22 protein-coding genes and 2 riboswitches are annotated in these 26,970 nt (G+C 68.8%); of the genes, 11 read left to right on the forward strand and 11 right to left on the reverse strand.

Annotation, left to right across the window (positions count from 1 at the left end; translation table 11 throughout):
• Positions 1-88: 88 nt before the first annotated feature.
• The 3 genes from dsrO to M8009_RS08965 are packed head-to-tail and all read left to right on the forward strand — an operon-like array spanning position 89 to position 5,139.
• The gene (gene dsrO, locus M8009_RS08955) at positions 89-865 is read left to right on the forward strand and encodes a sulfate reduction electron transfer complex DsrMKJOP subunit DsrO (protein ID WP_250060480.1); all 777 of its coding nucleotides are present in this window, start codon (positions 89-91) and stop codon (positions 863-865) included.
• A complete protein-coding gene (gene nrfD / locus M8009_RS08960) occupies positions 849-2,045 on the forward strand; it encodes an NrfD/PsrC family molybdoenzyme membrane anchor subunit (protein WP_250060481.1) in 1,197 nt (398 codons plus the stop codon). Before dsrO ends, nrfD begins: the two co-directional genes overlap by 17 nt.
• A complete protein-coding gene (locus tag M8009_RS08965; RefSeq protein ID WP_250060482.1) occupies positions 2,038-5,139 on the forward strand; it encodes a molybdopterin dinucleotide binding domain-containing protein in 3,102 nt (1,033 codons plus the stop codon). The genes nrfD and M8009_RS08965 overlap by 8 nt, the downstream gene beginning before the upstream one ends.
• A 64-nt stretch (positions 5,140-5,203) precedes the next feature.
• On the opposite strand, the gene egtD is transcribed toward M8009_RS08965, so the two are convergent.
• Positions 5,204-6,166: an L-histidine N(alpha)-methyltransferase gene (egtD, locus tag M8009_RS08970; RefSeq protein WP_250060483.1), complete on the reverse strand. Its 963-nt coding sequence runs from the start codon at positions 6,164-6,166 to the stop codon at positions 5,204-5,206.
• A 132-nt stretch (positions 6,167-6,298) separates the two neighbouring features.
• Between egtD and selD the strand changes: the two genes are divergently transcribed.
• Positions 6,299-8,626, forward strand: coding sequence for a selenide, water dikinase SelD (selD, locus tag M8009_RS08975; protein ID WP_250060484.1), 2,328 nt, complete (start codon positions 6,299-6,301; stop codon positions 8,624-8,626).
• On the opposite strand, the gene senB is transcribed toward selD, so the two are convergent.
• Positions 8,598-9,593, reverse strand: a complete 996-nt coding sequence (gene senB, locus M8009_RS08980) for a selenoneine biosynthesis selenosugar synthase SenB (protein ID WP_250060485.1) — start codon at positions 9,591-9,593, stop codon at positions 8,598-8,600. The two genes, selD and senB, sit on opposite strands and share 29 nt — an antisense overlap.
• A gap of 23 nt (positions 9,594-9,616) precedes the next feature.
• Between senB and senA the strand changes: the two genes are divergently transcribed.
• Positions 9,617-10,966 carry a selenoneine synthase SenA gene (gene senA / locus M8009_RS08985; protein ID WP_250060486.1) on the forward strand — a complete coding sequence of 450 codons (1,350 nt, stop codon included), beginning with the start codon at positions 9,617-9,619 and terminating at the stop codon, positions 10,964-10,966.
• A 20-nt stretch (positions 10,967-10,986) separates the two neighbouring features.
• Here senA and M8009_RS08990 read toward each other — a convergent pair whose 3' ends face one another.
• Both M8009_RS08990 and M8009_RS08995 read right to left on the reverse strand, forming a co-directional pair.
• On the reverse strand, positions 10,987-12,516 hold the full coding sequence (locus tag M8009_RS08990) for a hypothetical protein (RefSeq protein WP_250060487.1): 1,530 nt from the start codon (positions 12,514-12,516) through the stop codon (positions 10,987-10,989).
• Between the two features lie 4 nt (positions 12,517-12,520).
• Complete coding sequence (locus M8009_RS08995) at positions 12,521-12,694, reverse strand: hypothetical protein (protein ID WP_250060488.1); 174 nt, start codon at positions 12,692-12,694, stop codon at positions 12,521-12,523.
• A 140-nt stretch (positions 12,695-12,834) separates the two neighbouring features.
• Between M8009_RS08995 and M8009_RS09000 the strand changes: the two genes are divergently transcribed.
• Together M8009_RS09000 and M8009_RS09005 are read left to right on the forward strand one after the other, a co-directional pair.
• The gene (locus M8009_RS09000) at positions 12,835-13,122 is read left to right on the forward strand and encodes a type II toxin-antitoxin system HigB family toxin (RefSeq protein WP_250060489.1); all 288 of its coding nucleotides are present in this window, start codon (positions 12,835-12,837) and stop codon (positions 13,120-13,122) included.
• Between the two features lie 2 nt (positions 13,123-13,124).
• Entirely contained in the window at positions 13,125-13,529 is a 405-nt protein-coding gene (locus tag M8009_RS09005) for a helix-turn-helix domain-containing protein (RefSeq protein WP_250060490.1), read from the forward strand.
• Between the two features lie 228 nt (positions 13,530-13,757).
• On the opposite strand, the gene arcC is transcribed toward M8009_RS09005, so the two are convergent.
• The 5 genes from arcC to M8009_RS09030 form a co-directional block, all read right to left on the reverse strand.
• Entirely contained in the window at positions 13,758-14,669 is a 912-nt protein-coding gene (gene arcC, locus M8009_RS09010; protein ID WP_250060491.1) for a carbamate kinase, read from the reverse strand.
• A gap of 1 nt (position 14,670) precedes the next feature.
• Positions 14,671-14,811 (reverse strand): hypothetical protein, encoded by a 141-nt coding sequence (locus M8009_RS09015; protein ID WP_430886900.1) that lies wholly within the window; start codon positions 14,809-14,811, stop codon positions 14,671-14,673.
• 18 nt (positions 14,812-14,829) lie between these two features.
• The gene (locus M8009_RS09020) at positions 14,830-16,059 is read right to left on the reverse strand and encodes an arginine deiminase (protein ID WP_250060492.1); all 1,230 of its coding nucleotides are present in this window, start codon (positions 16,057-16,059) and stop codon (positions 14,830-14,832) included.
• Between the two features lie 44 nt (positions 16,060-16,103).
• Positions 16,104-17,792, reverse strand: coding sequence for a dihydroxy-acid dehydratase (gene ilvD / locus M8009_RS09025; protein WP_250060493.1), 1,689 nt, complete (start codon positions 17,790-17,792; stop codon positions 16,104-16,106).
• Between the two features lie 70 nt (positions 17,793-17,862).
• Positions 17,863-19,251: an SLC5/6 family protein gene (locus M8009_RS09030; RefSeq protein WP_250060494.1), complete on the reverse strand. Its 1,389-nt coding sequence runs from the start codon at positions 19,249-19,251 to the stop codon at positions 17,863-17,865.
• A riboswitch (TPP riboswitch) is annotated at positions 19,241-19,360 on the reverse strand. It overlaps the preceding gene by 11 nt.
• Positions 19,361-19,646: 286 nt before the next feature.
• Here M8009_RS09030 and rloA3 point away from each other — a divergent pair.
• The 3 genes from rloA3 (at position 19,647) to M8009_RS09050 (ending at position 23,465) form a co-directional block, all read left to right on the forward strand.
• Positions 19,647-20,210, forward strand: a complete 564-nt coding sequence (gene rloA3, locus M8009_RS09035) for a retropepsin-like aspartic peptidase RloA3 (protein ID WP_250060495.1) — start codon at positions 19,647-19,649, stop codon at positions 20,208-20,210.
• A 66-nt stretch (positions 20,211-20,276) separates the two neighbouring features.
• Positions 20,277-21,695, forward strand: coding sequence for a DegQ family serine endoprotease (locus M8009_RS09040; protein ID WP_250060496.1), 1,419 nt, complete (start codon positions 20,277-20,279; stop codon positions 21,693-21,695).
• Between the two features lie 487 nt (positions 21,696-22,182).
• A riboswitch (TPP riboswitch) is annotated at positions 22,183-22,301 on the reverse strand.
• A 246-nt stretch (positions 22,302-22,547) separates the two neighbouring features.
• The gene (locus M8009_RS09050) at positions 22,548-23,465 is read left to right on the forward strand and encodes an HNH endonuclease (RefSeq protein WP_250060497.1); all 918 of its coding nucleotides are present in this window, start codon (positions 22,548-22,550) and stop codon (positions 23,463-23,465) included.
• Positions 23,466-23,471: 6 nt separating this feature from the next.
• Here the strand turns inward: M8009_RS09050 and M8009_RS09055 are convergent, their stop codons facing one another.
• Together M8009_RS09055 and M8009_RS09060 are read right to left on the reverse strand one after the other, a co-directional pair.
• The gene (locus M8009_RS09055) at positions 23,472-24,059 is read right to left on the reverse strand and encodes a peroxidase-related enzyme (protein WP_250060498.1); all 588 of its coding nucleotides are present in this window, start codon (positions 24,057-24,059) and stop codon (positions 23,472-23,474) included.
• A 232-nt stretch (positions 24,060-24,291) separates the two neighbouring features.
• Positions 24,292-25,791 carry a CoA-acylating methylmalonate-semialdehyde dehydrogenase gene (locus M8009_RS09060; RefSeq protein WP_250060499.1) on the reverse strand — a complete coding sequence of 500 codons (1,500 nt, stop codon included), beginning with the start codon at positions 25,789-25,791 and terminating at the stop codon, positions 24,292-24,294.
• A gap of 222 nt (positions 25,792-26,013) precedes the next feature.
• Here M8009_RS09060 and M8009_RS09065 point away from each other — a divergent pair, with 222 nt between their 5' ends.
• Positions 26,014-26,964 carry a LysR family transcriptional regulator gene (locus tag M8009_RS09065; protein WP_250060500.1) on the forward strand — a complete coding sequence of 317 codons (951 nt, stop codon included), beginning with the start codon at positions 26,014-26,016 and terminating at the stop codon, positions 26,962-26,964.
• Positions 26,965-26,970: the final 6 nt, after the last annotated feature.

Below are 26,970 nucleotides of genomic sequence, written 5' to 3' on the forward strand. Positions count from 1 at the left end.
ACTAGACCTTGGTCGCAGGTAGCCTCCCGGTATCACTCCTTACCCCCTCAGGCGGAGACCCCGCCCCACCCAGGCCACCGGAGGCGCCATGGACCCCATTCGCCGCACCCTGCTCGGCCAGCTGGCCCGCCTCAGCGCGGGCGCCGCGATGGTGCCGCTCTCGAGCATCGCCAGCGCCGGCATCAACCAGCAGCCACCCCGTCGCGAAGGCGACCCCAGCAAGCGCTACGGCATGCTCATCGACCTGCGCCAGTGCATCGGCTGCCAGGCCTGTACCGTGTCGTGCCATATCGAGAACGCCGCCCCGCTGGGCAGCTTCCGCACCACCGTCTCCCAGTACGAGGTCGAGCACCAGGAGAGCGGCGAGGTCGCCACCTTCATGCTGCCGCGCCTGTGCAACCACTGCGAGAACCCGCCCTGCGTGCCGGTCTGCCCGGTGGAGGCCACCTTCCAGCGCCAGGACGGCATCGTGGTGGTGGACAGCGACCGCTGCGTGGGCTGCGCCTACTGCGTCAATGCCTGCCCCTACGACGCCCGCTTCATCAACGAGCGCACCCAGACCGCCGACAAGTGCACCTTCTGCGCCCACCGCCTGGAGGCGGGCCTGCTGCCGGCCTGCGTGGAGAGCTGTGTGGGCGGCGCGCGGATCATCGGCGACATGCGCGACCCCGAGAGCCAGATCAGCCGCATGATCAGTGAGCACCGCGATGCACTGATGGTGCTGCAGCCCGAGAAGAACACCCTGCCCCAGGTCTTCTACCTCGGCATGGACGAGCGCTTCGTCACTCGCCCCGACGCCGAGCCGGTCGCCCTGGAAGTCCTCGATCCCCACGGCCAGGAGATGGGCTATGAATTCCGCCATTGAGCTGCTCGCCCCGCGCTACGACATCGCCTGGTACCCCTGGGCGGTGCAGTACTTCTTCTTGATTGCGCTCTCCTACGCCAGCCTGTGGCTGGCGGCGCCGGCACTGGTGTTCGGCAGGCAGCGCTGGCTGCCCACCGCCCGCCTGGCGCTGCTCGCCTGCCTGACCACCACCCTGGTGGCGCCGGTGGCGCTGCTCGCCGACCTGCACCAGCCGCTGCGCTTCTGGCACTTCTACGCCTATGCGAATTCTCACTCCTGGATGTCCGTAGGCAGCCTGGTGCTGCCGCTCTACCTGGTCGGCGTGATCGTGCTGGCCTGGCTGGCCTGGCGCCCGGCGCTGCAGGCCCATCGCCAGGCGCCCGGGCTCGGTGGCTTCGTCGCCCGCTGGCTGTCGCTGGGCAACGCCCCCACCCCGCGCGCCCTGCTGGTGCTGGTGGGCCTGGGCACCCTCGCCCTCTCCACCGGCATCATGCTCTACACCGGCGCCGAGGTGGCCATCGTCAAGGCGCGGCCGCTGTGGAATACCGTATGGCTGCCACCGATGTTCGTGGCCACCGGCTTCATCGCCGCCACCGGCCTGATCCTGGTGCTTAACCGGGTCAGCGGGCTGCACGACATGGCCACCAATCGCCAGATGCTCAAGGTAATGCTGGGCGCCTGCCTGGTGGCGGGCCTCGTCGCCGGCAGCTGGTTCCTCGACGGCATCAACGCCAACGTCGGCTCGGTGGCCGCGGCCATGGAGTCCGTGCGCGGCAGCGCCGAGTGGCGCAGCACCGCCCTGTGGGGCGGCCTCACCGGCGTCGTGCTGTTCGGCGCCGTGCTCTTCCTGCTCACCCGCCCCGCCGCACGCCGCCCGGCGCTCTACGCCTGGGCCTGGCTGCTCGGCCTGGTGGCCCTGCACGTGGGCTGGATGTTCCGCTGGGTGGTGCTGATGGACGTGCAGACCGTGGCCCGCCACAGCGCCGGCTTCCACCACTACGGCATCCCCGCCGGCTCCTCCGGCGTCCTCGGCATCGTCGGCACCTTCGGCCTGTGGCTCGCCGCGGTACTGGTGGTCGACCTGCTGATTCCCTGGCGCCAGGCCCGCCAGGGCGGCAGCGCCGCCGATCTATCTTGCGCACATTCCGCCCACGCCCAGCGCGCCGCGGAAACCACCGAAGGAGCCCTCCGCCATGGCTAAGACTTCCATGAACCCGTCACGTCGCCGCTTCATGAAGGGCGCCGTCGCCGCCGGCGGCGCGGCGACCTTCGCTGCCGGCTACTCCGACCCGCTGCTCAAGATGGCCAAGGGCGTCACCGGCAGCGCCGGCGAGAAACCCGAGCACCGTATCCACGGCAACTCCCTGGCACCGGAATACCGCGTCGACCCCGAGAGCGGTGAGCTGACCCTCAATCCGGACCAGCGCGTCGCCTTCACCGTCTGCTACGGCTGCACCACCAAGTGCGGCGTGCGGGTCCGCGTGGACAACGAGAGCGACCAGGTGCTGCGTGTGGCCGGCAACCCCTACCACCCGCTCTCCGCCGACGAGCAGCTACCGATGCGCACCCCGGTCGCCGAGGCGCTGCGTGGCCTCAGCGCCTATGGCGACCAGGGCCAGCAGAACCGCTCCACCGCCTGCGCCCGCGGCAACGCCATGATGGCGCAGATCGACAGCCCTTTCCGCGTCACCCACTGCCTCAAGCGGGTCGGCGGGCGCGGCGGTCGCGAGTGGCAGAAGGTGCCCTTCGAGCAGGTCATCGAGGAGATCTGCGAGGGCGGTGACCTGTTCGGCGAGGGCCACGTGGACGGCCTGCGGGCCATCCATGACCTGGACACCCCCGTCGACCCGGAGAGCCCCGAGTACGGCCCGAAGGCCAATCAGCTGATGGTGATGGAGGCCACCGACTACGGCCGCTCGGCGCTGCTCAAGCGCTTCGCCTTCAACGCCTTCGGTACCCGCAACTACGGCCATCACGGCTCCTACTGCGGCCTGGCCTTCCGCATGGGCTCCGGGGCGGTGATGAACGATATGGGCGGCTTCGCCCACGTCAAGCCGGACATCCAGAACGCCCGCTTCATCATGTACATCGGTAGTGCGCCCAGCCAGGCCGGCAACCCGTTCAAGCGCCAGGGCCGGCTGATCGCCCAGGCGCGCGCCGCCGGCACCCTGGAGTACGTGATCGTGGACCCGGGCCTCAACGCCGCCGCCTCGCATGCCGACGACCATAACCGCTGGGTGCCGATCCGCCCCGGCACCGACAGCGCCCTCGCCATGGCGCTGATCCAGTGGCTGCTCGACAACGAGGGGTACGCCAGGGCCTTCCTGGCGCTGCCCGGCCAGGCCGCCGCGGACGCCGCCGGCGAGGCCACCCACTCCAACGCCACACACCTGGTGATCGACACCCCCGAGCACCCGCGTCGCGGCCGCTTCCTGCACGCCAGCGACCTGGGCCAGGCCGAGGCCGGCAGCGATGCCGACCTGCCCATGGTGGTCGCCGAGGGCGAGCTGGTGGCAAGCGACGCGGTGATGGCCGCCGAGCTGTTCGTCGACCGCGAGGTGGAACTCGCCGACGGGAAAAACGTGCGAGTGAAGAGCAGCATGACCCTGCTGCGCGAGGCCGCCCATGAGCACTCCCTGGCCGATTATGCCGAGCAGTGCGGCATTCCCCGGGCCACCATCGTCGAGCTCGCTCGGCGTTACGCCAGCCACGGCCGCCGCGCCGTGGTCAACTGCCATGGCGGCATGATGTCCGGCAACGGCTTCTACGCCGCTTTCGGGGTGCAGATGCTCAACCTGCTGGCCGGCAACCACAACCGCAAGGGGGGCAGCGCCGAGGGCGGAGGGCAGTTCAATGGCGTGGGCCAAGGCCCGCGCTATGACCTGGCCAACTTCCCCGGCAAGCGCGGCCCCCAGGGCGTGTTCCTCTCCCGCTCGCGCTTCCCCTACGAGAAATCCTCCGAGTACCAGCGCAAGGTGGCCGCCGGGGAGAACCCCTATCCGGCACGGGCCCCCTGGCGCTCGCTGGCCCCGCCGACGCTGACCGAGCACCTGCCCTCGGCGCTGGACGGCTACCCCTACCCCATCAAGGCGGTGATCGGCTGCATGGCCAATCCCATCTACGGCCAGGCCGGTCTCGAGAAGATGGTCGCCGACAAGCTCAAGGACCCCAAGCGCCTGGGGCTGTTCGTGGCGGTGGATGGCTTCCTCAACGAGACCAACCGCTACGCCGACTACATCGTGCCGGACTCGGTGATGTACGAGGTGTGGGGCTTCACCGGCGCCTGGAAGGGCAACCTGGGCAGGATGACAACCGCCTGCTGGCCGGTGGTGGAGCCGCGCCAGCAGAAGACCGCGGAAGGCGAGCCGGTCTCCATGGAGAGCTTCTTCATCGCCACCGCCAAGCGCCTCGGGCTGCCCGGCTTCGGCGACGGGGCGATCCCCGACGCCGACGGCAACCTGCACCCGCTCAACCGTGCCGAGGACTTCTTCCTTCGCGCCGCCGCCAACGTGGCCATGCAGGGCGAGCCGCTGCCCGCCGCCGATGAGGGCGACATCACCCACGCCGGCCTGGCCCCGCTGATGCCGAGGCTCGAACGCACCCTCAAGCCCGAGGAGCGCGGCCCGGTGGCCTACCTCTACGCCCGTGGCGGGCGCTTCGAGGACTTCCAGGACCACTTCGAGGGTGAGAACCTCACCAGCGCCTGGAAGCGCACCCTGTGCGTCTACAACGAGCAGGTGGGCACCAGCATCAATACCCAGACCGGCGAGCCCAACCGCGGCGTACCCTGCCACGGCCTGCCGCCGCTGGCCGACGGCCGCGCCATGCGCGAGGTCTTCACTGAGGAGGAGTGGCCGCTGCTGGCGTTCTCGTTCAAGTCGAACCTGATGAACTCCTACGCCATCGGCCTCGAACGGCTGCGCATGATCAAGCCCTACAACCCGGTGATGATGCACCACCGGGATGCCGAGCGCTTCGGCATCAGTCACGGCGACACCATCCGCATCGAGAGCCCCGGCGGCAGCGTGGTGGCCCTGGCACTGGTCGGCGAGGGGGTGATGCCCGGCGCGCTGGGCATCGAGCACGGCTACGGCCACCGCGACCTGGGAGCCACTCCCCACCTGATCGACGGCGAGTCCCAGCCCGACCTCGAGTGGCTGCGCGCCGGCATCAACATCAACGACCTGGGCTTCAAGGACCCGACCCGCCGCGTGGATGGCACCTGGCTCGAGCCCATCAGCGGCGCCGCGGTGCGCCAGGGCCTGCCGATCCGGGTGACCCGGCTGGAGGCCTGACGGGCCGCGCTGCCCGGCCCCGCCGGGCGGCTGGTCGCTCGAGAGCTAGTCGCTTGAGAGCTAGTTAGTCGCTCGAGAGATAGTGCACGCTGAACAGCGCCTGGTCATCGCACCAGACGGCGCGTGAGCGGTACCCGGCACGCGCCGCCAGGGCCTGGAAGCCCGCCACGCTGTACTTGCAGGAGTTCTCGGTATGCAGCGTCTCGCCGGTCTCGAAGGCGAAGCGCTGCCCGTCGAGGACGATGGCCTGGCTCTGCCGGCTTTCCAGGTGCATCTCGATGCGCGATGCCGGCGCATTGAAGAAGGCCCGGTGCCGGAAGGCACCCACCTCGACCGCGGCCCCCAGCTCGCGGCGCATGCGCTCCAGCAGGTTGAGGTTGAAGGCCGCCGTGATACCCGCGGCGTCGTTGTAGGCCGCCTCGAGGATATCGCGATCCTTGACCAGGTCGACGCCGACCAGCGCCCCGCTGCCTGGCGGCAGGGCCCGGCGCAGGCGGGCCAGGAAGGCCTTGGCCTCGCGCGGCGTGAAGTTGCCGATACTCGAGCCGGGAAAGAACGCCACCACCCGGCGGCCCTCGACGCCCGGGGGCAGTTCAAGGCGGCGCGAGAAGTCCCCCCAGGCGGCGTGCACCTCGAGCCACGGATAGTCCGCCGCCAGGCGACGCGTGCTGTGCAGCAGGAAGTCGCGCGAGATGTCCATGCCCAGGTAGCGGCGGGGGCGCATCGCCTCCAGCAGCAGCCTGACCTTACGGCTGGCGCCACTGCCCAGCTCGACCATCAGCGAGTCCGGCCCGACCTTCGCCGCGATCTCGTCGGCCGCCCGGGAGAGGATGCCCTCCTCGGTGCGGGTCAGGTAGTACTCGGGCTGCTCGCAGATCGACTCGAAGAGCCGCGAGCCCCGCGCGTCATAGAAGTACTTGGGCGACAGGGCCCTGGGCGAGCAGCCGAGCCCGGCGACCACCTCGTCGCGAAACGAGGGCCTCGCCTCGTCGCGGTGCTGGTCATGGAACTGCACGGCAGTGGACATCAGGGCCCCTCGCTGGCGAACGGTTCTGGCGGCAGGCATCGACACTTCGGCGAGCGCCGGGATGGCGTCGGGTCACCAATTTGCCTTTAGACTGTGGCGGCAACGCCCCACCAATCTAGAGCGAGCCTGACCATGCAGCAACCGCAGCAGCCCCTGGGGTTACAAGCGTTACGGGATATCGTCCTCGTCGGCGGCGGACACACCCACGTGGGGGTGCTGAAGCGCTTCGCCATGAAGCCCGAACCGGGCGTCAGGCTCACCCTGATCTGCCGCGACACCCATACCCCCTACTCGGGCATGCTGCCGGGCTATGTCGCCGGGCATTACACCTACGACGAGGTGCATATCGACCTGCGTCGGCTGGCGGAGTATGCCGGGGCACGCTTCTTCCGCGACGAGGCCATCGGCATCGACCACGCGGCGCGCACCGTGCTCTGCCGCTCGCGCCCCCCGGTCTCCTACGACTGGATGTCGATCAATATCGGCTCGACGCCCCGCGTGGATGCGGTGGGCGGGGCCGGCGAGTATGCCGTTCCGGTCAAGCCGATCCACCGCTTCAACGACCGCTGGCAGACGCTGCTCTCGCGCATCGAGGCACACCCGGGCCGGACCCGCGTCGCGGTGGTCGGCGGCGGCGCCGGCGGCGTCGAGCTGCTGCTGGCCATGCAGTACCGGCTGGGCAGGGAGCTGGCCGCCCGGGGGCGCGACCCGGCCGAACTCTCCTTCGCCCTCTTCACCCGCGGCGAGACGATCCTGCCGACCCACAATGCGCGGGTGCGGGCACGGTTCCGCGACACCCTGGCCCGCCGCGGCGTCGAGGTGCACACCGCCACCGAGGTCGTCGAGGTCGAGGCGGGCCGCCTGCAGGCCGCGAATGGCACCTGGCACGGCGCCGACGAGATCGTCTGGGTGACCAACGCCGGCGGCGCCGCCTGGCTGCAGGGCACCCGGCTGGCCCTCGACGACGACGGCTTCATCGAGGTCGACGACACCCTGCGCTCGCCGTCGGACCCGCGCATCTTCGCCGCCGGCGACATCGCCCGCCAGGTCAACCACCCCCGCGAGAAGGCCGGGGTCTTCGCCGTGCGCCAGGGCCGTCCGCTGGCCGACAACCTGCGCGCCGCGGTGACCGGCCGCCCCCTCAGGCCCTACCGCCCCCAGGCAAGGTGGCTGGCGCTGATCAGCACCGGCGACCGCCACGCCGTGGCCTCCCGGGGCGGGCTGTGCCTGGCCGGCGACTGGGTGTGGCGCTGGAAGGACGGCATCGACCGGCGCTTCATGGCGAAGTTCAACGACCTGCCGCCCATGGCCGAAGAGGGCATGAAGACGTCGAGCCCCAGCCGGGTGGCGCTCGACGAGGAAGAAAGCGCCCAGGCGATCTCGGCCATCGCCATGCGCTGCGGTGGCTGCGGGGCCAAGGTGGGCGCCTCGGTGCTCTCCCGGGCCCTCTCGACCCTTGCGCCGGTGGCGCGCGAGGAGGTGCGTGTCGGCCTGCACGCCCCGGACGACGCTGCCGTGGTGCGGGTACCGCCGGGCAAGGACATGGTGCATACCATCGACTTCTTCCGCGCCTTCATCGACGACCCCTACGTGTTCGGCAGGGTCGCCGCCAACCACGCCCTGGGCGACATCTTCGCCATGGGCGCCGAGGCGCAGACCGCCACCGCCGTGGCCACTGTGCCTCAGGGGCTCGAGGCCAAGGTGGAGGACACCGTCTACCAGATGATGGCAGGCGCCGTGGAGGTACTCAACGAGGCAAACTGCGCCCTGGTCGGCGGGCACACCGGCGAGGGCAGCGAGCTGGCCCTGGGCTTTGCCGTCAATGGCCTGATCGATGCCGGCGGCGACAGCGCCCTGACCAAGGGCGGCCTGCGCCCCGGCCAGGTGCTGATCCTCACCAAGCCCATCGGCACCGGCACCCTGTTCGCCGCCCACGCGAGGCTCGGCGCCCGCGGGCGCTGGATCGATGCGGCACTCACGAGCATGTGCCAGTCCAGCCGCCAGGCGGCGAGCTGCCTGCGCGAGCACGGCGCCACTGCCTGCACCGACCTCACCGGCTTCGGCCTGCTGGGGCACCTGGTCGAGATGACCCGCCCCTCGGGCGTGGATGCCGAGCTCGACCTGGCGGCCCTGCCGCTGCTCGAGGGCGCGGAGGAGACCGTCGCCGCCGGCATCCTGAGCTCCCTGCAGCCCGCCAACGTGCGCCTGCGCCGGGCCATCCGCGACCAGGTCGCGTGGGTCGAACACCCCCGCTACCCGCTGCTCTTCGACCCCCAGACCGCCGGTGGCCTGCTGGCCAGCGTGCCCGCCGAGCGCGCCGAGGCGTGTCTCTCGGCCCTGCATGCCCTGGGCTATGCCCGGGCCGCCGTCATCGGCCGCGTCCTCGAGGCCGGCGAGGCGCTGGAACCCATCCATCTGACGGATGGCAATCTCAGAGGGCCAGCCCGCAGGCGGCAATAACCCGCGCCAGCCCCTCGCGCTCGGCCTCGGGCCGGAACCGCGGCGCACGCGCCAGCACCTGGCGGCGCAGCCGGTCGAGGAAGGCCGGCTCCGCCTCGGCGCGGCGCAGCAGGTCGCGCAGCGCCGCGGTATCGGCCACCGGGAAGTAGCCGGCGTAGTCATCGCCCAGCAGGCCGCGGTTGCCCGGGATGTTGGAGGCCAGCACCGGCAGGCCGGCCACGCAGGCCTCGCTGACCACGTTGGCGCCCCCCTCCATGCGCGAGCTGATCACCATCAGCCGGGCCCGCGCCATCCACCGGCGCACCCGCCAGCGGGGCAGGTCACCCAGCCAGCGATAGCGCGGATTCACCGCCATCTCGTCTCGCGCCGCCTCGGCCCAGGCATCACCAAGGGCGCCACCCAGCTGCATGACCCTCAGGCGCGAGTCCGCCGGCAGCTCGCGCACCGCCAGGGCGGCACGCAGCGGGTCCTTCTCCTCGCGCAGGTGGCCGGCCACCAGCACATCCAGATACCGGTACCCCGGGCCCGGGGTACCGGGCGGCAGGGGCCGCGCCGACTGGTGGACGACCCGCAGCCGCGGCAGGAAGCGCGCGGGAAGGTCCTCGGCCAGGCCGTCATGCAGGCCGAGCAGCACCTCCGCCGCGGCGAGACTCTCGAGGAACATCTCGGGGTGGCTGTGCTGGAAGCGGTAGACGTCGGTGCCCGTCAGCACCACCACCAGCGGGCAGTTCGGGAAGGCATCGCGACAGGCGCGGATGGCCGCATGGCTGCGCCAGGCATGCAGCGCCATCACCAGGTCGGGCGGCTTGCCGGCGAAGCGGCATCGATGCGCGCCCTCCTCCGAGCCCAGGACCCTCGCCTGGCAGCCCAGTGCCCGCAGCAGCCCCGCCCAGCGGGTCGCCGTGGCACGGTTACCGGCGCGTGATCCTCGACCCGCCGGGCTGATCAGGGCTACCTTCAATGCCATGCTGTCTCCTTGAAGAGGTCGACATGCCAACGACAACCCTCGGCACGCCGCCGACGCCGCCCCGGGCCGCCGATGAGCTGGCGGCGATGCTCGTCGATACCCGCACCCGCAGCCTGGCGCTGATGCAGGATATCCTCGAGGCGCGCGAGCTGGGCCCGCGGCTGGCGATCGTCAACCCGCCGCTATGGGAGCTCGGCCACCTGGGCTTCTTCCACGACCATTTCGCCCTGCGCGGCCTCCATGGCCTGCCCGACTACCAGCTCGCCGACGCCGAGCGGCTGTTCGACTCCAGCAGCATCGCCCACGACGAGCGTTGGGCGCTACCGCTGCCCTCCCGCGACGAGACCCTGGACTACCTGTCACGGGTGCAGCAGGCGATGCTCGAGCGCCTGCCCGACGGCATGGCCAGCGCCGCCCAGAGCTATGTCTACCAGCTCACCACCCTGCACGAGGACATGCACGGCGAGGCCTTCCTCTATACCCGCCAGACGCTGGCCGACCCGGCCCCGGAGCTGGGCACGCCCGCGCCGGAGCACGCCCTCGGGGACCGCCCCGCCGGCGCGCTGCCCGGCGATGTCGCCATCCCCGGCGGGCGCCATCTCCTCGGCTCCGACGCGGGCGTTCCCTTCCGCTTCGACAACGAGAAGCCCCCCCTGGAGGTCGAGGTGGCGCCCTTCTCGATCGCCCGGGCGCCGGTTACCAACCGCGAGTTCGCTGCCTTCGTCGAGGACGGCGGCTACGCGCGGCGCGAGCTGTGGAGCGAGGCAGGATGGCAGTGGCGCGAGCAGCAGGCGCTGCGGGGGCCGATCTACTGGCGCCGTGACGCCGATGGCCACTGGCAGGAGCGCTGCTTCGACCGCTGGCGGCCGCTGGCCCCGCACCAGCCGGTGGTGCACGTCGGCTGGCACGAGGCCGAGGCCTGGTGCCGCTGGGCCGGCCGGCGGCTGCCCGGCGAGGCCGAGTGGGAGGTCGCCGCCAGCCGCGCGCCGTCCCCCGACGGGGGCTCGCTCGCGCCCGGCAAGCGACGCTTCCCCTGGGGCGAGGCGCCGCCAGATGCCGGCCGCGCCAACCTCGACGCCTGGCGCCTGGGCCGGCTCGACGTGGCGGCACTGCCCGAGGGCGACAGCGCCTTCGGCTGCCGGCAGATGCTGGGCAACGTCTGGGAGTGGACGGCCTCGCCCTTCGCCCCCTTCCCGGGGTTCGCGCCCGAGCTCTACCGCGACTACTCGGCCCCCTGGTTCCGGGTGGGGCGCTACGTGCTGCGCGGCGGCGCCTGGGCCACCCGCTCGCGGTTGGCCCACAACAGCTACCGCAACTTCTTCACCCCGGACCGCCAGGACATCCTGGCCGGCTTTCGCACCTGCGCTCGATGAAAGACCGGCCTGATGGAGTCTCAGGGAGGCCGCTCGAAGGCCTCCTCGAACAGGAAGGGCTCGTCGAAGTGGCGGCGGCCGACGAAGACCGTGGCGTGGGTGCCCCACTGGCGCATCGCCCCGGGGCTCGCGATGCCTGCCGGCCACAGCAGGAAGCGCTCCAGTCGCTCCGTGTCCGGCACGAGCCCCTCGGGCCCGAAGAGGCTGCGCCGCCCTCCCCCGGGCAGCGCCAGGGAGCGCCGCCCATAGTGTGGCGCCTTGCGGGTCAGGCGCAGGGCATAGGTGGCCTCGGCGGTCATCGCGTCCGGGACCATTCCCAGGCCGACCAGGTAATGACTGATCGCGGCCAGGCGCAGTTCCCGCCGTTGCCCAGCTGCCAGCCTCGGGGCCACGGCCGGGGTCAGCGGTGCCTCGCGCAGGTCGCGATCCGCCGCCACCGCCACCCGGCGCAGCGGCGGCACTGGAAAGAACAGGTGGTAGCAGCCGCAGGCATGGATGCTGTCATGAATCAGCGGCCGCCCATCCTCGCCCAGTGTCACCCGCCATACCACCCCGTCCAGGCGTCCGCCGAGGATATCGAAGGCGCCGGTCCGGGTACGCGCCGGGAACCACACCGTATAGGCGAGCTGCGGCAGCACCCGGCCCGCGAACCGGGTGTGGGCGAGGCGCACGTCGGCCACCGGCCGGTGGGTGGCCACCGCGGGCAGGGGCCCGGAGGGGCCACGCCGCCAATAGGGGGCGCCGAGCCGGTCATCATGCCCCCAGGTCTCGATGGCGAAGACCGGCGCGTGGTGGGCTGCCAGGCGCAGGAGCGCCTCATCCTCGAGTTCCAGCAGGCCCAGGGGGCTGCGCGGTGCCTCGCGCACCAGCCGAGCGGCGGCCTCGGCATCCAGGCGCTCGCCCGGCGGCACCTCGGGGGCATAGCGGCGCTCCTCGGCCGGCGCCGGAAAGGGGTCGCCGAAGGCCGCCAGGTAGCCCTTCCGCCAGCGCGCATAGCCCAGGGCCATGCCCAGCCGCGTCAGAGGATAGAGCCCCAGCACCCGCCAGGTATCGACATAATGGTCGGGCGGAACCACCACTTCCCGCAGCGCCGTCCGCGCCGGGCCATCCTCCGGTCCCAGCAGCTCCTCGGCCAGCAGGCGGTCGCCACAGGCATTGGCGGCCACGGCCGGATCGTCACCGGGCAGGCGTCGGGCCAGGTGCTCGCGGCGCGGGACGGGCAGGTTGGCGGCCTCGAGGCGACGCGCCTCGGCGTCCCGCTCGCGCAGCCCCGCCAGCCAGTCGGCATAACGCGGCGAGCCGGGATCGGCGTGCAGCTCCTGGGCGAAGCTCGCCATCAGCCGGTCGCTACGCAGGTAGGGAAAGCCCTCGATCCGGGCATTGCCGGCGTCCCCGACCGCCGCCTCTGCCACGGAGGCATCGAAGGCGGCGAGGCGCTGGTGGCACTGGCGCTGGTCGCTCCCCGGCTCGGCCCGCCAGGCCGGGGTGGTGGCGCATCCCGCCAGCAGCGCGGCGCCCAGTAGCACCACCCCCAGCCCCCGGCCAGCCATTGCGCTACACCGGCAGGTCGGTCACCGCCCCGGTGGAGGCGATACCCACCTGAGGCTTGGCGAAATCCTCATCACGAAAGCCCACCGCGCGCAACATGGCGCGGCTGGCAGACTTGCCGACCCCGTCCACTACCTCGGCGGGATGGTGGCGACGAGGGTCCTTCGGCGTATCGGACATGGGGGCCTCCTCTCATCGGTCAACGATGGTCTACAGAGAGTGGACCTCGGACCTCACGGCTGTCCATGCCACACCTCACGCCTTGCCCTACTGCCAAGCCAAAGCTATGCTTTATCGCAAGTTGCGATACAAGGGTGGCCATGCACATCATCACCCAGAAACGAATCTGGGAAGCCAAGGAGCTATGGCCTCAGGCCGCTTCTGCATTGGATGCCTGGTATCGCCTGATGAAGGCGAGCGAGCCCGGCAGCTTCGCCGAGATGCGGTCTATTTTCCCGGCCACCGACAAGGTCGGTAGACAGCATGTGTTCGATATCGGCGGCAACAAGATTCGTCTGATCGCCGTGGTGCACTACCGGTTCAAGAAGGTCTATATCCAGCACGTGCTCGATCATGCGGAATATGACAAGGGCACCTGGAAGGAGTGAACATGACCAGCATCGTCCAACAGGCTGCCGCCCACTGGCGCTTCGTGGCCCCCCTGCTCAACGCCCCGGAGTCGGAGGACGACTACGACGAACTGGTCGCGGCGCTCGATGAGCTGCTGGAGATGATCGGGGATGACGAAGAACACCCACTGGCGAGCCTCGCCTCCCATATGGGTGACCTCATCGAGGAGTATGACGACGCTCACCGCCCGATGCCGGAGGTGAGAGGCAGCGACATGCTCCGCCACCTGATGAAGTGGCATGGCTTCGACCAGTCGAGCCTGCCGGAAGTCGGCACTCAATCCATGATCTCCGAGATTCTGGCCGGCAAGCGGCGCCTGAATGTGCGCCAGATCAAGGCTCTGTCACAGCGCTTCGGCTTGCCTGCCGACCTTTTCCTCGACTGATCCGATACCTCAACGACGCGAAGGCGCCGGGCTGAACCCGGCGACCAGCAGGCTGACCAGGGTGGAGGCGAGAAGCGCGCCAAGAAACGGCGGCAGGGTCAGGATGCTGCCGGGGAAGCTCGCCGCCAGCACGCCCCCCGGGCTCGGAGCTTCAGGTCCGGCAGGAGGTGTTGCGAGGCGAGTTACGTGAAGAGTCGCGCAGCGCCGCGAAGCCGGTGAGAGCGCATCCTATGCGTCGGCCGACACCCGCGTGCCCGCCGTTCCCTCCAGTATGGCGACGGCATCGACCAGCCGGCCGATGCCGCTGATACCGCCGCTTTCGGCAAAGTCACAGGCGGCCGCCAGCTTCGGCCCCATGGAACCGGCCGGCAGGTCCATCTCGCGGGCCTGGGCCACCGTCAGTTCGTGAACCGGGGTCGCGGCGTCCGTGCCGTAGTCCCGGTACACCCCGTCCACGTCGGTCAGCAGCAGCAGGGCATCGGCGCCCAGCTGGCGGGCCAGCAGCGCGCTGGCGGCGTCCTTGTCGATCACCGCCTCCACGCCGATCATGCTGCCATCTTCCCGGCGCAGGACCGGGATACCGCCGCCCCCGGTGCAGACCACCACCACGCCCTGGGCGAGCAGCAGCTGCAATACCCGCAGGCCCGGGATCTCCAGCGGCCTCGGCGAGGGCACGACCCGGCGCCACTTGTCTCCGTCCCGGGCGATCTGCCAGCCGGCCGCCGCCGCGCGACGTTCCGCTTCGGCCTGCTCGTAGACCGGCCCGACGAACTTGGTGGGACGGGCGAAGGCGGGGTCCCGGGGATCCACCACCACCTGGGTCAGCAGGGTGGCCACCGGGCGATCGTGGTCGAGCGCGTTCTCCAGTTCCTGTTCGATCATGTAGCCGATCATGCCCTCGGTCTCGGCGCCCAGCACGTCCAGCGGATAGGCCTCGTCCGGCCGGTAGGCCGCGCCCTGCAGCGCCAGCAGGCCCACCTGGGGGCCATTGCCATGGGTGATCACCAGGCGGTGCCCGGCGCGCACGATGTCGGCCAGCGCGCGGACCGCCACCTGCACGTTAGCGCGCTGCGCCGCGGCCGTCAGCGGCTCGCCGCGCTTGAGAAGGGCGTTGCCGCCCAGTGCCGCTACTACCAGCATGTCAGCCTCCCAGGGTCGGCACCTCGGTGCCGGCGTACTTGGCGGCCTTGAGGTCCGCGGCCAGCTTCAGCAGGAAGCCGATCTCCTGCGGGGTGAAGTCGCGCAGCGTCAGGAAATGCCGGTGCTTGAGATTGAATGCCATGGAGCGGCTTCCTCCCTGTCAGATCGGATCACGGCGAGTGGGGCAGCTCATGCAGCGCCCGCCGCCGCGCCCCCGGCCCAGCTCGGCACCGGGAATGGCCAACACCTCGATGCCCGCCGCTTCCAGTGCCGCATTGGTGTCGTCGTTGCGGTCATAGCCCACGACGACACCGGGGCTCAGCGCCAGCACGTTATTGCCGTCGTTCCACTGCTCACGCTCCCGTTCTTCCGGGCTATCGCCGCCGGTGGGCACCACCTCGAGCGTCGGGTAGCCCAGGATCTCCGCCACCAGGTCGAAGAGGTGACGCGGGTCCTGCCGGAACGCCAGGGTCCTGTCGCCCTCGCCGGGGCGCAGGTCGTAGCAGACCACCGCATCCGCGACCTCCTTGAAGGCGGTCACCACGTTGCCGCCACAGAAGGTGAAGACCGTATCCAGGTGCATGGCCGAGCGGGTCCTGGGAATCTGGCAGGCGACCACCCGCTCGGCCGTGCCGCTGTCGAACAGCGCCTTCGCCAGCTGGCCAATGGCCTGGGGGGACGAGCGCTCGCCCATGCCCACCAGCACGGCGCCGTTCCCCACCGGCATGACATCCCCGCCTTCCAGGGTGGCCAGGCCATGATCGGCCAGGGGGTCTCCCCAATGGATGTTGACCCTGCCGACGAAGGCCGGATGGAAGCGATAGATCGCCGTCATCAGCAGGGTTTCCGGTTGGCGGGCGGCCCAGTACATGGGGTTGAGGGTCACGCCAGCGTAGATCCAGGCACTGTTGTCGCGGGTGAACAGGAAGTTGGGCAGGGGCGGCAGCACGAAGCCGTAGTGCCCCAGATGGTTGCCGAAGAGCCCCACCGGGTCGAACGGCAGGTCTCTCACCTCCAGACCGCCGATCAGGTACTCGGCCAGGGCCTCGCCCGGCAGCTCGTCCATCCAGGCGCGCAGGTCCGACACCATGCCCACCCCGATGTGGTTCCAGGTGATCCGGTGGTCCAGCACCCAGGCGCGGGCTTCCCTGATATCAAGGGTCTCGGCCAGAAGATCGTTGACGTCGAGCACCTCCACGCCCCTGGCCCGCATCACCCCGACAAAGACGTCATGGTCCCTCTGGGCCTGCTTGACCCAGAACACGTCGTCGAACAGCAGGGCATCGCAGTTGGAGGGGGTCAGCCGCCGATGGGCAAGACCCGGGCGGCAGACGATCACCTGCCGCAGGGTGCCGGTCTCGGAATGCACGCCGAGGGCGGGGGCAGACATGGCGTAACTCCTTGCCACCGGGCATCACGGGAGGCCGTTGCCGGCTACTCCGGCAGGTCGGTCACCGCCCCGGTGGAGGCGGAGCTCACCGTGCGCGCGTACTTCGACAGCACCCCGCGCGCGTAGCGCGGCGCGGGCTGGCGCCAGGCGGCGCGGCGGCGCATCAGCTCCTCGTCGGGCAGGTCGACGTCGATGGTATCGGCCTCGGCATCGATGGTGATCAGGTCGCCGTCCTCCACCAGCGCCAGCGGGCCGCCGTCGAAGGCCTCGGGCGTGACGTGACCCACCACGAAGCCGTGACTGCCGCCGGAGAAGCGCCCGTCGGTGATCAGCGCCACCTCGCTGCCGAGCCCGCGGCCCATGATCGCCGAGGTGGGCGTGAGCATCTCGCGCATGCCGGGGCCGCCCTTCGGCCCCTCGTAGCGGATCACCACCACGTCGCCGGCCACCACGGTGCCGTCGTTGATGCGTGCCTGGGCCTCCTCCTCGGAGCCGAACACCCGCGCCGTGCCGGAGAAGCGCGTGCCCTCCTTGCCGGTGATCTTGGCCACCGCCCCTTCCGGCGCCAGGTTGCCGTGCAGGATGCGCAGGTGGCTCTCGGCCTTGACGGGGTTATCCAGCGCCGCGATGATCTTCTGGTCATCGGGATAGGGGGCGACATCGGCCAGGTTCTCGGCAAGCGTGCGCCCGGTCACCGTCAGGCAGTCGCCGTGCAAGAGGCCTGCCTCGAGCAGGGTCTTCATCAGCGGCTGGATGCCGCCGATGGCCACCAGCTCGCTCATCATGTAGTGGCCGCTGGGGCGCAGGTCGGCGACCACCGGCACCCGCCTGCCGATCTCGGTGAAGTCGGCCAGCGAGAGCTCCACCCCGATGGTGCTGGCCATGGCGATCAGGTGCAGCACCGCGTTGGTGGAGCCGCCGAGGGCGATCACCACGGTGATGGCGTTCTCGAAGGCCTGGCGGGTCATGATGTCGGAGGGCTTGATGTCGCGCTCGAGCAGCTCGAGTACCGCCGCGCCGGCCGCCTCGCAGTCGTCGCGCTTGGCCTGCGATACCGCGTTCTGTGCCGAGCTGCCCGGCAGGCTCATGCCCAGCGCCTCGATGGCCGAGGCCATGGTGTTGGCGGTGTACATGCCGCCGCAGGAGCCGGGGCCGGGAATCGCCGTCTCCTCGATCTGCTTCACCTCGATCAGGTCCAGGTCGCCGCGGCTGTAGGCGCCCATGGCCTCGAACACCGAGACGATGTCGGTATGGCCGGTGCCGGGCAGGATGGTGCCGCCGTAGACGAAGACGCTCGGCCGGTCGAGCCGCGCCAGGCCCATCAGGCAGCCCGGCATGTTCTTGTCGCAGCCGCCGATGGCCACCAGGCCGTCGAAGCCCTCGCAGCCGGCCACCGTCTCGATGGAGTCGGCGATCACCTCCCGCGACACCAGCGAGTACTTCATGCCCTCGGTGCCGTTGGCGATGCCGTCGGAGATGGTGATGGTATTGAAGATCACCCCCTTGCCGCCGGCCCCGTCGGCCCCGTCGCTGGCGCGTCGGGCCAGCTCGTCGATATGGCTGTTGCAGGGGGTGAGGTTGCTCCAGGTGGAGGCAATACCCACCTGGGGCTTGGCGAAATCCTCGTCGGTGAAGCCCACCGCGCGCAGCATGGCGCGGCTGGCGGACTTGCCGACCCCGTCCACTACCTCGGCGGAATGGCGGCGGCGGGGATCCTTCGGCGTATCGGACATGGGGGGCCTCCTCTGGTCGATCATGAGTATCCCCCAGAGAGTGACCCGCCTGGCCCGGCCTGACAACTCCTCAAGCCTGACGCGCCCTCCCCGCCGGCCTGAGCCCGGCGACCAGCAGGCTGACCAGGGTAGAGGCGAGAAGCGCGCCCAGGAACGGCGGCAGGGTCGGGATGCTGCCGGGGAAGCTCGCCGCCAGCACGCCCGCCATGAGGCTACCCTGGGCCACCCAGCCCGGCAGGATGGCGCCGAGCATGCCCGCCACCCCACCGGCCACCGCGGCCGTGGCGCTCATCCGCGACCAGAGCCCCAGCAGCACCGGCACCACGATTGCCGCGCAGAGCAGGTCGGCGATCAGGAACAGCCGCAGTACCGAGAGCCCCTGCAGCGCCACGACCACCACCGGCACCATCAGCGCTACCGTGACCCAGCGCGCCGCGCCGATGGTGAGCCCGCGCCGGCCGGAGCCCGCCACCACCAGCGAGGCCAGGCCGTTCTGCAGGGTGTCCACGCTGGAGGCCACCAGGGTGACCGCCAGCACCAGCGCCGGCAGGGCCAGCCAGCCCGGCGCCTGTGCGAGCAGCGCGAAGAAGGGAATCGGCGGCTCGCCCAGCGCCACGCCGGCCATGGCGGCCAGCATGCCGAGGCCGCCCACCACCATCACCACCAGCACGGTGACGCCGCCACCCAGCCAGGCGCCGCGGCCCAGGGCGCGGTCGTCGCGCGCCGCCCACACCCGCTGCCAGTAGCCCTGGTGAAAGAGGTTGGCCGCGGTCACCGCGATCACCAGGGTCAGCGCCACCGCCAGGGCGCTGCCCGCGGGTATCGACGGCAGCGCGGCGTCCACCGGCATCGCGGGCAGGCGCATCAGCGCCACGCCACCCACCACCGCCAGCAGCGCGATCAGCAGCCAGGCCTGCCAGCGGTCGGTGGCGAGGCTCGCCCGCAGGCCGCCCACCGCGGTGTAGAGCAGCGTGGCGACCGCCACGCCAACGACCACCAGCGCCGGCGGCACGTCGGAGAGCAGCGCGGTGATGGCACCGATGGCGGTGAGCTCCGCGGCCAGGAAGCAGGCCATGTAGAGGACCGAGACCAGCGACACCCAGCGCCGCACCCCGGCGCCATAGCAGGCCTCGGCGAACTCGCCGATGCTGCGCCCCTCGGGCAGGTAGCGGCGGATCGCCGGCCCAAAGAGCCCCAGCACGATGAACGGCAGCGCCGAGCCGATGGCATAGCCGGCCAGCGCCAGCGGGCCGACGAAGGCGCCGATCTCCGGCGGCGCGAAGAGGATCCAGGCGCCCATCCCGGAGGCCAGGAAGGAGAGGCCCAGCGACTGGGCCCCCTGGGAGTTGCGCGCGGTAACGTAGTCATCGAGGGGGCCATCGGCCCGGCGGGCCCGCAGGCCCAGAAAGGCAAAGCACAGCAGCGCCGCGCCGAGCACGGCAGACGTCAGGTAGGGCATGTCGCACTTCCTCCGCCGGTATGAACCGGATCAGGTTCCAGGGTCAGCGCCATGCGCTCTCTCAGCCCCGGCCGACGCTCTCGGCAGCGGGACTCCCCTGGCGACAAGTGAATGGATTGTGGGATCGCGCCGCGCATCGTGGCCTGACGGGACGATAGCCGCGGGATCGAGGGACATCATAGCGCCGCGCTCTCCTGGCGACCACCCGGGCCCGATTCCCGTGGGCTTGCCTGGCGCCGCCGGCAACAGGCCCCGAACGCCTCTCTCGCAGGACGCCTCTCGGCGATGACGGAACTCCTTCTCCTCGAGGAAGGTCGCAGGGCGAGTCCATGGGTCATGGACGCATTGTCATTCGCATTACCGACATCACCCACGTGTAGTCAGGGAGGAAACGCATGCACAGACCGATCCCGAGGACATTGCTGGCCCTGCTCGGCGCCGGGCTGCTGGGAGGTGCCGCCCAGGCGGACGAGCCCACCAGCTATGGCTGGATCGAGAAGGCGACCATCGAGCCGTGGGGCACGGAGGTCAAGGTGAAGCTGGACACCGGCGCCCTCACGTCGTCGATGCAGGCCGAGGAGATCGAGGCGTTCGAACGCGACGGCGAGGACTGGGTGCGATTCACTACCGAGGTGGAGGACGAGGCGACGGACGAAGTCGTCTCGAAGACCTTCGAGCGGCCGGTGTTTCGCGATCTGCGGGTGATCGGTGCCGGGGGCGAGGAGAGCCGATCCGTCGTGCTGATGACGCTCTGCATGGGAGAGACGCTTCGCGAGGAGCAGTTCAGCCTGGAGGATCGCGACGACATGAACTACCCGGTATTGCTCGGGCGACGCACGATCCAGGGCCTGGGCAGTGTCGAGACGACCCGCACCTTCCTGCATGAGCCCGACTGCAACGATGATTCACCCGTCAAGTCACACGCCGAGAAGGAGTATGACGAGGATATCGGCGTATGAAGGGCCCCGCCGGGGTACCGCTGCCGATCATGACGCCATGCACCCAATGCCACACAGGAGCCCATCGTGACAGTCAAGACACGCACGCTTTCCTGGCTAGTGCTACTGGGACTTCTCCTTGTCGCTTCCCAGCCTGCGCTGGCGCAACAGCGCCTGCCGGACTTCACCGAACTGGTGGAGGAAGCCGCCCCGTCGGTCGTCAATATCTCGACATCCCGAACGGTCGAGCGACAGGCACCCCCCACCGGCCAGTTCGGCGGCCAGGAGATACCCGAGATCTTCCGGCACTTCTTCGGTGACCGCATCCCCATGCCCCCCGGCGGCGGCCGGGGCCAGGGCAACCAGGAGCGCCGCTCGCTGGGCTCGGGCTTCATCTTCGATGAAGACGGCTACATCATGACCAATGCCCATGTGGTCAAGGAGGCCGACGAGATCCTGGTGCGCCTCAACGACCGCCGTGAACTCGAGGCCGAGCTGGTGGGTGCCGATGACAAGACCGATGTCGCCGTGCTCAAGGTCGATGCCGACGACCTTCCCACCCTCGACATGGGCGAAGCGGGAGACCTTGAAGTGGGCCAGTGGGTTGCCGCCATCGGCTCCCCCTTCGGCTTCGACCATTCTGTGACGGCCGGCATCATCAGTGCCATCAACCGCACCCTGCCCCAGGATGTCTATGTGCCCTTCATCCAGACCGACGTGGCCATCAATCCGGGCAACTCCGGTGGGCCACTGTTCAACCTGGAAGGAGAGGTGATCGGCATCAACTCCCAGATCCTGACGCGTAGCGGCGGGTACATGGGGCTCTCCTTCGCCATCCCGATCGATGTGGCCATGGATGTCGCCGATCAACTGCGCAATGCGGGTTACGTCAGCCGCGGCTGGCTCGGCGTCAGGATCCAGCCGGTTTCCCGGGACCTGGCAAGCTCCTTCGGTATGGAACAGGCCGAAGGCGCGCTGATCGCGGACCTGGCCCCCGATGGCCCGGCGGCCGAAGGCGGGCTCCGGGCGGGCGACATCATCCTGGAAGCCAATGGTCAGGAGGTCGACCATTCCAGCACACTGCCCAGGATGATCGGCGGCGTGGCCCCCGGCGAGGAGGTCGAGCTGCTGGTGCTGCGTGAAGGCGAGCGGCAGTCGATCACCCTGGAGGTTGGCGAGTGGCCGGACGCGGGTGCCGACCAGGCCGGCAACGACAGCGAACCCGCCCGCCTCGGCATCGCGGCACAGCCCTTGAGCGACGCCGAGCGCCAACGGCTGGGTATCAACCATGGCGTGCGCATCGCCGATGTCGATCCTGCCGGACGCGCGGCAGCCGCCGGGATCCGCCCCGGTGATGTGCTGGTGAGCATCGGGCAGCAACAGGTGGAAAGCCCGGAACAGCTGGCCGATATCGTCACCGACCTGCCGGAAGGCCAGGCCATCCCGGTGCGGCTCTACCGGGATGGAAACTCCTACTTCGTGGCCTTGAGCCTCGGCAGTGACTGACCCCAGAGCTCACTCATTGCAATGATTCAGCGCCCCGGTGGTAGCCCCGCCGGGGCGCTTTACTGCGCAAGTCGTGAATGACATGCACATATTTCAACGGATCCACCCGGGCAAGGAGCCCGTGGATCTGGCAGGTCGCCTGCATCGACAGATGGGCCAGCTCTTCCCTTTGGCAGGCATCGGCGAACTCGCTGATGCTATCCCCCCCGGCAGGTGGCGGCGGATCGTAAAGCCCCAGCACAATGAAAGGCAGCGCCGAGCCGATAGCATAAGCCGGCCAGCGCTAGCAGGCCGACAATGGCGCCGATCTCCGGCGGCGCAAAGAGGATCCAGCCGCCCATCCCGGAGGCCAGGAGGAGAAGCACAGCAACTGGGCCCCTGGGAGTTGCGCGCTGAAACGTAGTCATCAAGGGGGCTGTCGGCCCGGCGGGCTCTGAGGCCTTGGAAAGCAAAGCACAGCAGCGCTGCGCCGAGCACGGCAGACGTCAGGTAGGGCATGTCGCATTTCCTACGCCGGTATGAACCGGATCAGGTTGCAGGGTCAGCGCCATACGCTTTCTCAGCCCTCGCCAGCAAAAACGCGGCGCGACTCCCCTGGCGATAAGCGAATGCATTGTGGGATAGCGCATCGCATCGCGGCCTGGCAGTCCGATAGCGGCTGGGTCCAGATCCATCTTGGCGGCGCGCTGCCCTAGGGTCCAGTGGTACCCAGCTCGCCGAGGGCATGAGCGACCACAGTTTGCTGCTGCATGAGAGCTCGGTCATGTCGGAGTTCCAGCTCTTGGAGGAGTGCAAAAGCACAGCACATTGATTAGACTGAGTTAATATTTCAGCCGGGTCCGGAGTGAAAGATTGCTAAACAATGATGAAAAAATACGGAAAGCAGCTTTCTCAAGACTAAACAACATAGTCAAAGAACATGGCCATGACCTACCGTGGAGAGCCATATCCAAGCCTGTCCCACTAGGCGATGACTCATTTTTACTAGCCAACCAGGTTAAGGGGATTTTCAAACCCCGGCAATTAAGACGAGGGGTTCTTAGCATAAAAACAGTAATCCAGAAGAGCGGCTCATCGATTTATTCTGACTCAGTGAGTGACGAAGGCGGCTTTTGGTACGCATTCCGAAGAGGTGGGCTTGATGAGAAAGACAATCTCGACCTGATTAGCAGTTATAAAAATAAAGATCCGATAATATATTTCCTTGGCTTGGCACCTGGCCGATATTTCCCTCTCTGGCCATGCTATATTGATAGCGTCGACACAGTTCGAGAAATGTGTCACATCAGCATGCATGACCAAATTGGAGTCATGGATAATGTGGCTGAGCCAACAGCGGGCTACCAGGTCGAAGACCTTGAGAGACGCCACATCATTCGAGAGGTTAAGACTCGAGTACACCAGGCAGAATTTCGCGCCAGAGTAATGAATGCTTATTCAAATCGCTGCGCAATGACGGGACTCCCCGTCCCTCAACTTCTTGAAGCAGCCCACATTATCCCAGATAGTCATGAAGAAAGCCCCACCGAAGTCAGCAATGGAATTTCACTGAGTCGCCTTCACCATCGCGCATATGATGCTGGCCTCATCGGCATTGACCCGGATTACCGCCTTCACTTAAGAGATGAACTAATAACCCCGCAGGGCGGACCCTTGCTCGAAAGCATCAAGAAACTAGATGGCCAAAGACTTAAGGTACCAAGAAATCCCAAAAACAAGCCGGACAGGGATGCTTTGGCCATTAGGTTTGAAGAGTTTCTCAATGCCTAACCTTCCTCACTGCTCCCGCGGCACCCTTCCCATCAGGTAGAACTCCTCGTTGGGCGGCGTGCCGGTCAGGGTGACCAGGCGGTTGGAGAGGCCGAAGAAGGCGGCGATGGCACCGATGTCCCAGATGTCGTCATGGGTGAACCCGGCCGTTTTCAGGCGGGCCTCCCACTCGTCGGTGAGCTCTCCCACCTCCAGGCCGCAGTAGAGGGCGAAGTCCAGCATGGTGCGATGGCGCTCGCTGATCGGCGCGGTGCGGTGATTGATGGCCACCTGGTCGGCGAGCAGCGGGTCCTTGCTGTAGATCCGCACCAGGGCGCCGTGGGCCACCACGCAGTAGAGGCAGCGGTTGCGGGCGCTGGTGGCCACCACGATCATCTCCTTCTCCGCCTTGGTCAGCGTGTCGGATTCCCGCTCCATCAGGGCATCGTGGTAGGCGAAGAAGGCGCGGAACTCAGCCGGCCGGTGGGCCAGCATCAGGAAGACGTTGGGCACGAAGCCGGCCTTCTCCTGCACCGCCAGCATGGCGTCGCGGACGTCATCGGGCAGGTCGTGGATCGATTCGGGAACGGGGAAGCGGCTGATCGGGGCGGACATGAAGGCTCCAGGCTTTTGGTTGTTGTCTCGTTGCTCCAGTTAACGTCAACGTCACATTGCTGTCCATACGCCGTCGGTCTCATCCGATAAGAGAGCCGAGCTGATACTGACCTTTCAGGAACACCGCTATCGCGCAATGAATTGCGCTCCCACGAAGGGCGGGGTACTCCTGCAGAAACACGCGGCCCCGCCTCTCTCGAGGCGGGGCCGCACTGTTACCAAGCAGAGATTATCAGCTCAGCGAGATGGTGCTGTTGATGCCGCTGGAGACGTTCTCGGGCTCGAACCAGCGCGCGGTAACGGTCTTGGTCTGGGTCCAGAAGGCGATGGCCTGCTTGCCGTTGGGCCCCAGGTCACCGAGCTTGGAGCCGCGCGAGCCGGTGAAGCTGAAGTAGGCGACCGGCACCGGGATCGGCACGTTGATGCCCACCTGGCCAACGTCGATGTCGGACTCGAAACGACGCGCTACCCAGCCGGAGTTGGTGAAGATCGAGGTGCCGTTGCCGTTGGGGTTGGCGTTGATGAAGTCAATCGCCTCGTCCAGGGTGTCGACGCTCACCACGCAGAGCACCGGGCCGAAGACCTCCTCGCGGTAGATGGTCATCTCGGGCTTCACGTCGGCGAACAGGGTCGGGCCGACGAAGTTGCCGTTCGGGTAGCCCTCTACCTGGCAGCCGCGGCCGTCGACCAGCAGCTTCGCCCCTTCCTGCTCGCCGGCGGCGATCAGTCCCTCGACGCGCTCCTTGGCCTGCGGGGAGACCAGCGGGCCGAGGTCGGCGTCGCGCTGGGTGCCGGGGCCGACCTTCATGTTGCGGGCGCCCTCGACGATGTCGTCCAGCCACTCGCGGGCCTCGCCCACCAGCACCACCACGGAGTTGGCCATGCAGCGCTGGCCGGCGGCACCGAAGGCGGAGCCGAGCAGGTTGTTGATGGCCTGGCTGCGGTTGGCGTCCGGCATCACCACGCAGTGGTTCTTGGCGCCCATCATCGACTGCATGCGCTTGCCGGCGGCCGCGGCGCGGTTGTAGAGCAGCGAGCCGACGTGGGTGGAGCCGATGAAGGAGAGCGCCTTGATGTCGCTATGGTCGGCGATCTGGTTGGCCACGTCCGGGCCGCCGTGCACCACGTTGAGCACGCCGGCCGGCACGCCGGCCTCGTGGGCCAGCTCGACCAGGCGCATGGTGGAGCTCGGGTCCTGCTCGGAGGGCTTGAGCACGAAGGTGTTGCCAGTGGCAATGGCCAGCGGGAACATGAAGCAGGGCAGCATGATCGGGAAGTTGAAGGCGGTGATGCCGGCGCCCACGCCCAGCGGCTGGTTGAGGGTATAGACGTCCACCTCGCTGCCGGCATTCTCGGCCAGCTCGCCCAGCTGCAGGGAGGTGATCGAGCAGGCGTGTTCCACCACCTCGAGGCCGCGGCCGACCTCGCCCTCGGCGTCGGGCAGGGTCTTGCCGTGCTCCTCGGTGATCAGCGCGGCAAGCTCGGCGGTGTTGTCACGGATCAGCGCCTGCAGCTTGAGCATGATGCGCATGCGCTTGCCCAGCGGCACCTTGCGCCAGGTCTTGAAGGCCTCCTTGGCGCTGGCCACGGCCTGCTCGACCTCCTCGGCGGTGCAGAACGGCACCCGGGCCACCACTTCCTGGGTGGCCGGATTGACCACGTCGCGCCACTCCTGACTCCGGGAAATGACGGGCTGGCCATCGATGTACATGGGGATTTCGCGGACTGACATGGGGCGTGCTCCTCTCTGTGCGGTCGCTGCCCGGGGATCGGCTTGTTGTTGGATCCTTGCCGTGGATCGCCCTGGCATTAGACTTTGTGTGTATAAAAACACGGAACGTGATGACAATGAGTCTATACAGACGTCGGATGGCGTGACAACGGGCAGTCGGGCACATTGTTTGTGCATTCATGCACAACAGAGCGGCCTGAACAGGCACAGGCGGGAGGGCCCATGCTCGACTGGCAGGACATCCAGATCTTCCTGGAGGTGGCGCGCAGCCAGCGGCTTACCGATGCCGCCCGCCGGCTGGGGCTCGACCACTCCACCCTGTCGCGGCGCACCCGGCGCTTCGAGCAGGCGCTCAACACCCAGCTGTTCGAGCGCAGCACCCACGGCTACCACCTCACCGAGGCCGGCCAGCAGCTGCTCGCCCATGCAGAGGAGATGGCCCGCCACGCCTTCGAGGCCGGCGAGAGCCTCACCGACAAGAACCACCAGATCAGCGGCCAGATCCGCCTGGGCGTCACCGAAGGCTTCGGCACCTGGGTGATCGCCCCGCTGCTCTCGGCCTTCTGCGAACGCCACCCCGGCGTCACCCTCGACCTGCTCGCCCTGCCCCGAGTGGTCAACCTGAGCCGCCACGAGGCGGACCTGGCCATCACCGTGGAGCGCCCGGTGAGCCCGGGGCTGGTGATCTCGCGGCTGTGCGACTACCGGCTGCGCCTCTACGGCAGCGAGGGGTACCTGGCTCGCCACGGTCGGCCGGCGCGGCTCGCCGAACTGGGCGAGCACCGCCTGGTGGGTTACGTCGACGACCTGATCTTCAGCGAGCAGCTCAGCTACCTGGAGCCGTTGCTCGACCCCGCGGTGATCGGCCACCCCGGGCCGCACTTCGCCATGCGCAGCACCAGCGTCACCACCCAGCACGCCGCCTGCCTGCACGGCGCAGGCCTGGCCGTGCTGCCCTGCTTCATGGCCAGCGCCTCCGCATCGCTGGTCAACGTGCTGGAGGACGAGGTGGCGATCGATCGCCAGTTCTGGATCACCGCCCGCCAGGAGCAGCGCCGCCTGGCACGGGTACGCCTGCTGTGGGACTTCCTGCGCGAGGCGCTGGAAGCCAACCGCGGCTTCCTGATGGGCGAGGCGAAGGCGATGGAGATCCCCGCGTCCAGCCCCTCCTGAGGGCTC

The sequence above is a fragment of the Halomonas gemina genome, from assembly GCF_023554995.1.
Taxonomy (GTDB): Bacteria; Pseudomonadota; Gammaproteobacteria; order Pseudomonadales; family Halomonadaceae; genus Halomonas; species Halomonas gemina.

Bases quoted from the DNA above. Each gene is read 5' to 3' on its own strand.
- dsrO (WP_250060480.1), top strand. From the start codon at position 89: ATGGACCCCATTCGCCGCACCCTGCTCGGCCAGCTGGCCCGCCTCAGC.
- nrfD (WP_250060481.1), top strand. From the start codon at position 849: ATGAATTCCGCCATTGAGCTGCTCGCCCCGCGCTACGACATCGCCTGG.
- M8009_RS08965 (WP_250060482.1), top strand. From the start codon at position 2,038: ATGGCTAAGACTTCCATGAACCCGTCACGTCGCCGCTTCATGAAGGGC.
- egtD (WP_250060483.1), bottom strand. From the start codon at position 6,166: ATGTCCACTGCCGTGCAGTTCCATGACCAGCACCGCGACGAGGCGAGG.
- selD (WP_250060484.1), top strand. From the start codon at position 6,299: ATGCAGCAACCGCAGCAGCCCCTGGGGTTACAAGCGTTACGGGATATC.
- senB (WP_250060485.1), bottom strand. From the start codon at position 9,593: ATGGCATTGAAGGTAGCCCTGATCAGCCCGGCGGGTCGAGGATCACGC.
- senA (WP_250060486.1), top strand. From the start codon at position 9,617: ATGCCAACGACAACCCTCGGCACGCCGCCGACGCCGCCCCGGGCCGCC.
- M8009_RS08990 (WP_250060487.1), bottom strand. From the start codon at position 12,516: ATGGCTGGCCGGGGGCTGGGGGTGGTGCTACTGGGCGCCGCGCTGCTG.
- M8009_RS08995 (WP_250060488.1), bottom strand. From the start codon at position 12,694: ATGTCCGATACGCCGAAGGACCCTCGTCGCCACCATCCCGCCGAGGTA.
- M8009_RS09000 (WP_250060489.1), top strand. From the start codon at position 12,835: ATGCACATCATCACCCAGAAACGAATCTGGGAAGCCAAGGAGCTATGG.
- M8009_RS09005 (WP_250060490.1), top strand. From the start codon at position 13,125: ATGACCAGCATCGTCCAACAGGCTGCCGCCCACTGGCGCTTCGTGGCC.
- arcC (WP_250060491.1), bottom strand. From the start codon at position 14,669: ATGCTGGTAGTAGCGGCACTGGGCGGCAACGCCCTTCTCAAGCGCGGC.
- M8009_RS09015 (WP_430886900.1), bottom strand. From the start codon at position 14,811: ATGGCATTCAATCTCAAGCACCGGCATTTCCTGACGCTGCGCGACTTC.
- M8009_RS09020 (WP_250060492.1), bottom strand. From the start codon at position 16,059: ATGTCTGCCCCCGCCCTCGGCGTGCATTCCGAGACCGGCACCCTGCGG.
- ilvD (WP_250060493.1), bottom strand. From the start codon at position 17,792: ATGTCCGATACGCCGAAGGATCCCCGCCGCCGCCATTCCGCCGAGGTA.
- M8009_RS09030 (WP_250060494.1), bottom strand. From the start codon at position 19,251: ATGCCCTACCTGACGTCTGCCGTGCTCGGCGCGGCGCTGCTGTGCTTT.
- rloA3 (WP_250060495.1), top strand. From the start codon at position 19,647: ATGCACAGACCGATCCCGAGGACATTGCTGGCCCTGCTCGGCGCCGGG.
- M8009_RS09055 (WP_250060498.1), bottom strand. From the start codon at position 24,059: ATGTCCGCCCCGATCAGCCGCTTCCCCGTTCCCGAATCGATCCACGAC.
- M8009_RS09060 (WP_250060499.1), bottom strand. From the start codon at position 25,791: ATGTCAGTCCGCGAAATCCCCATGTACATCGATGGCCAGCCCGTCATT.
- M8009_RS09065 (WP_250060500.1), top strand. From the start codon at position 26,014: ATGCTCGACTGGCAGGACATCCAGATCTTCCTGGAGGTGGCGCGCAGC.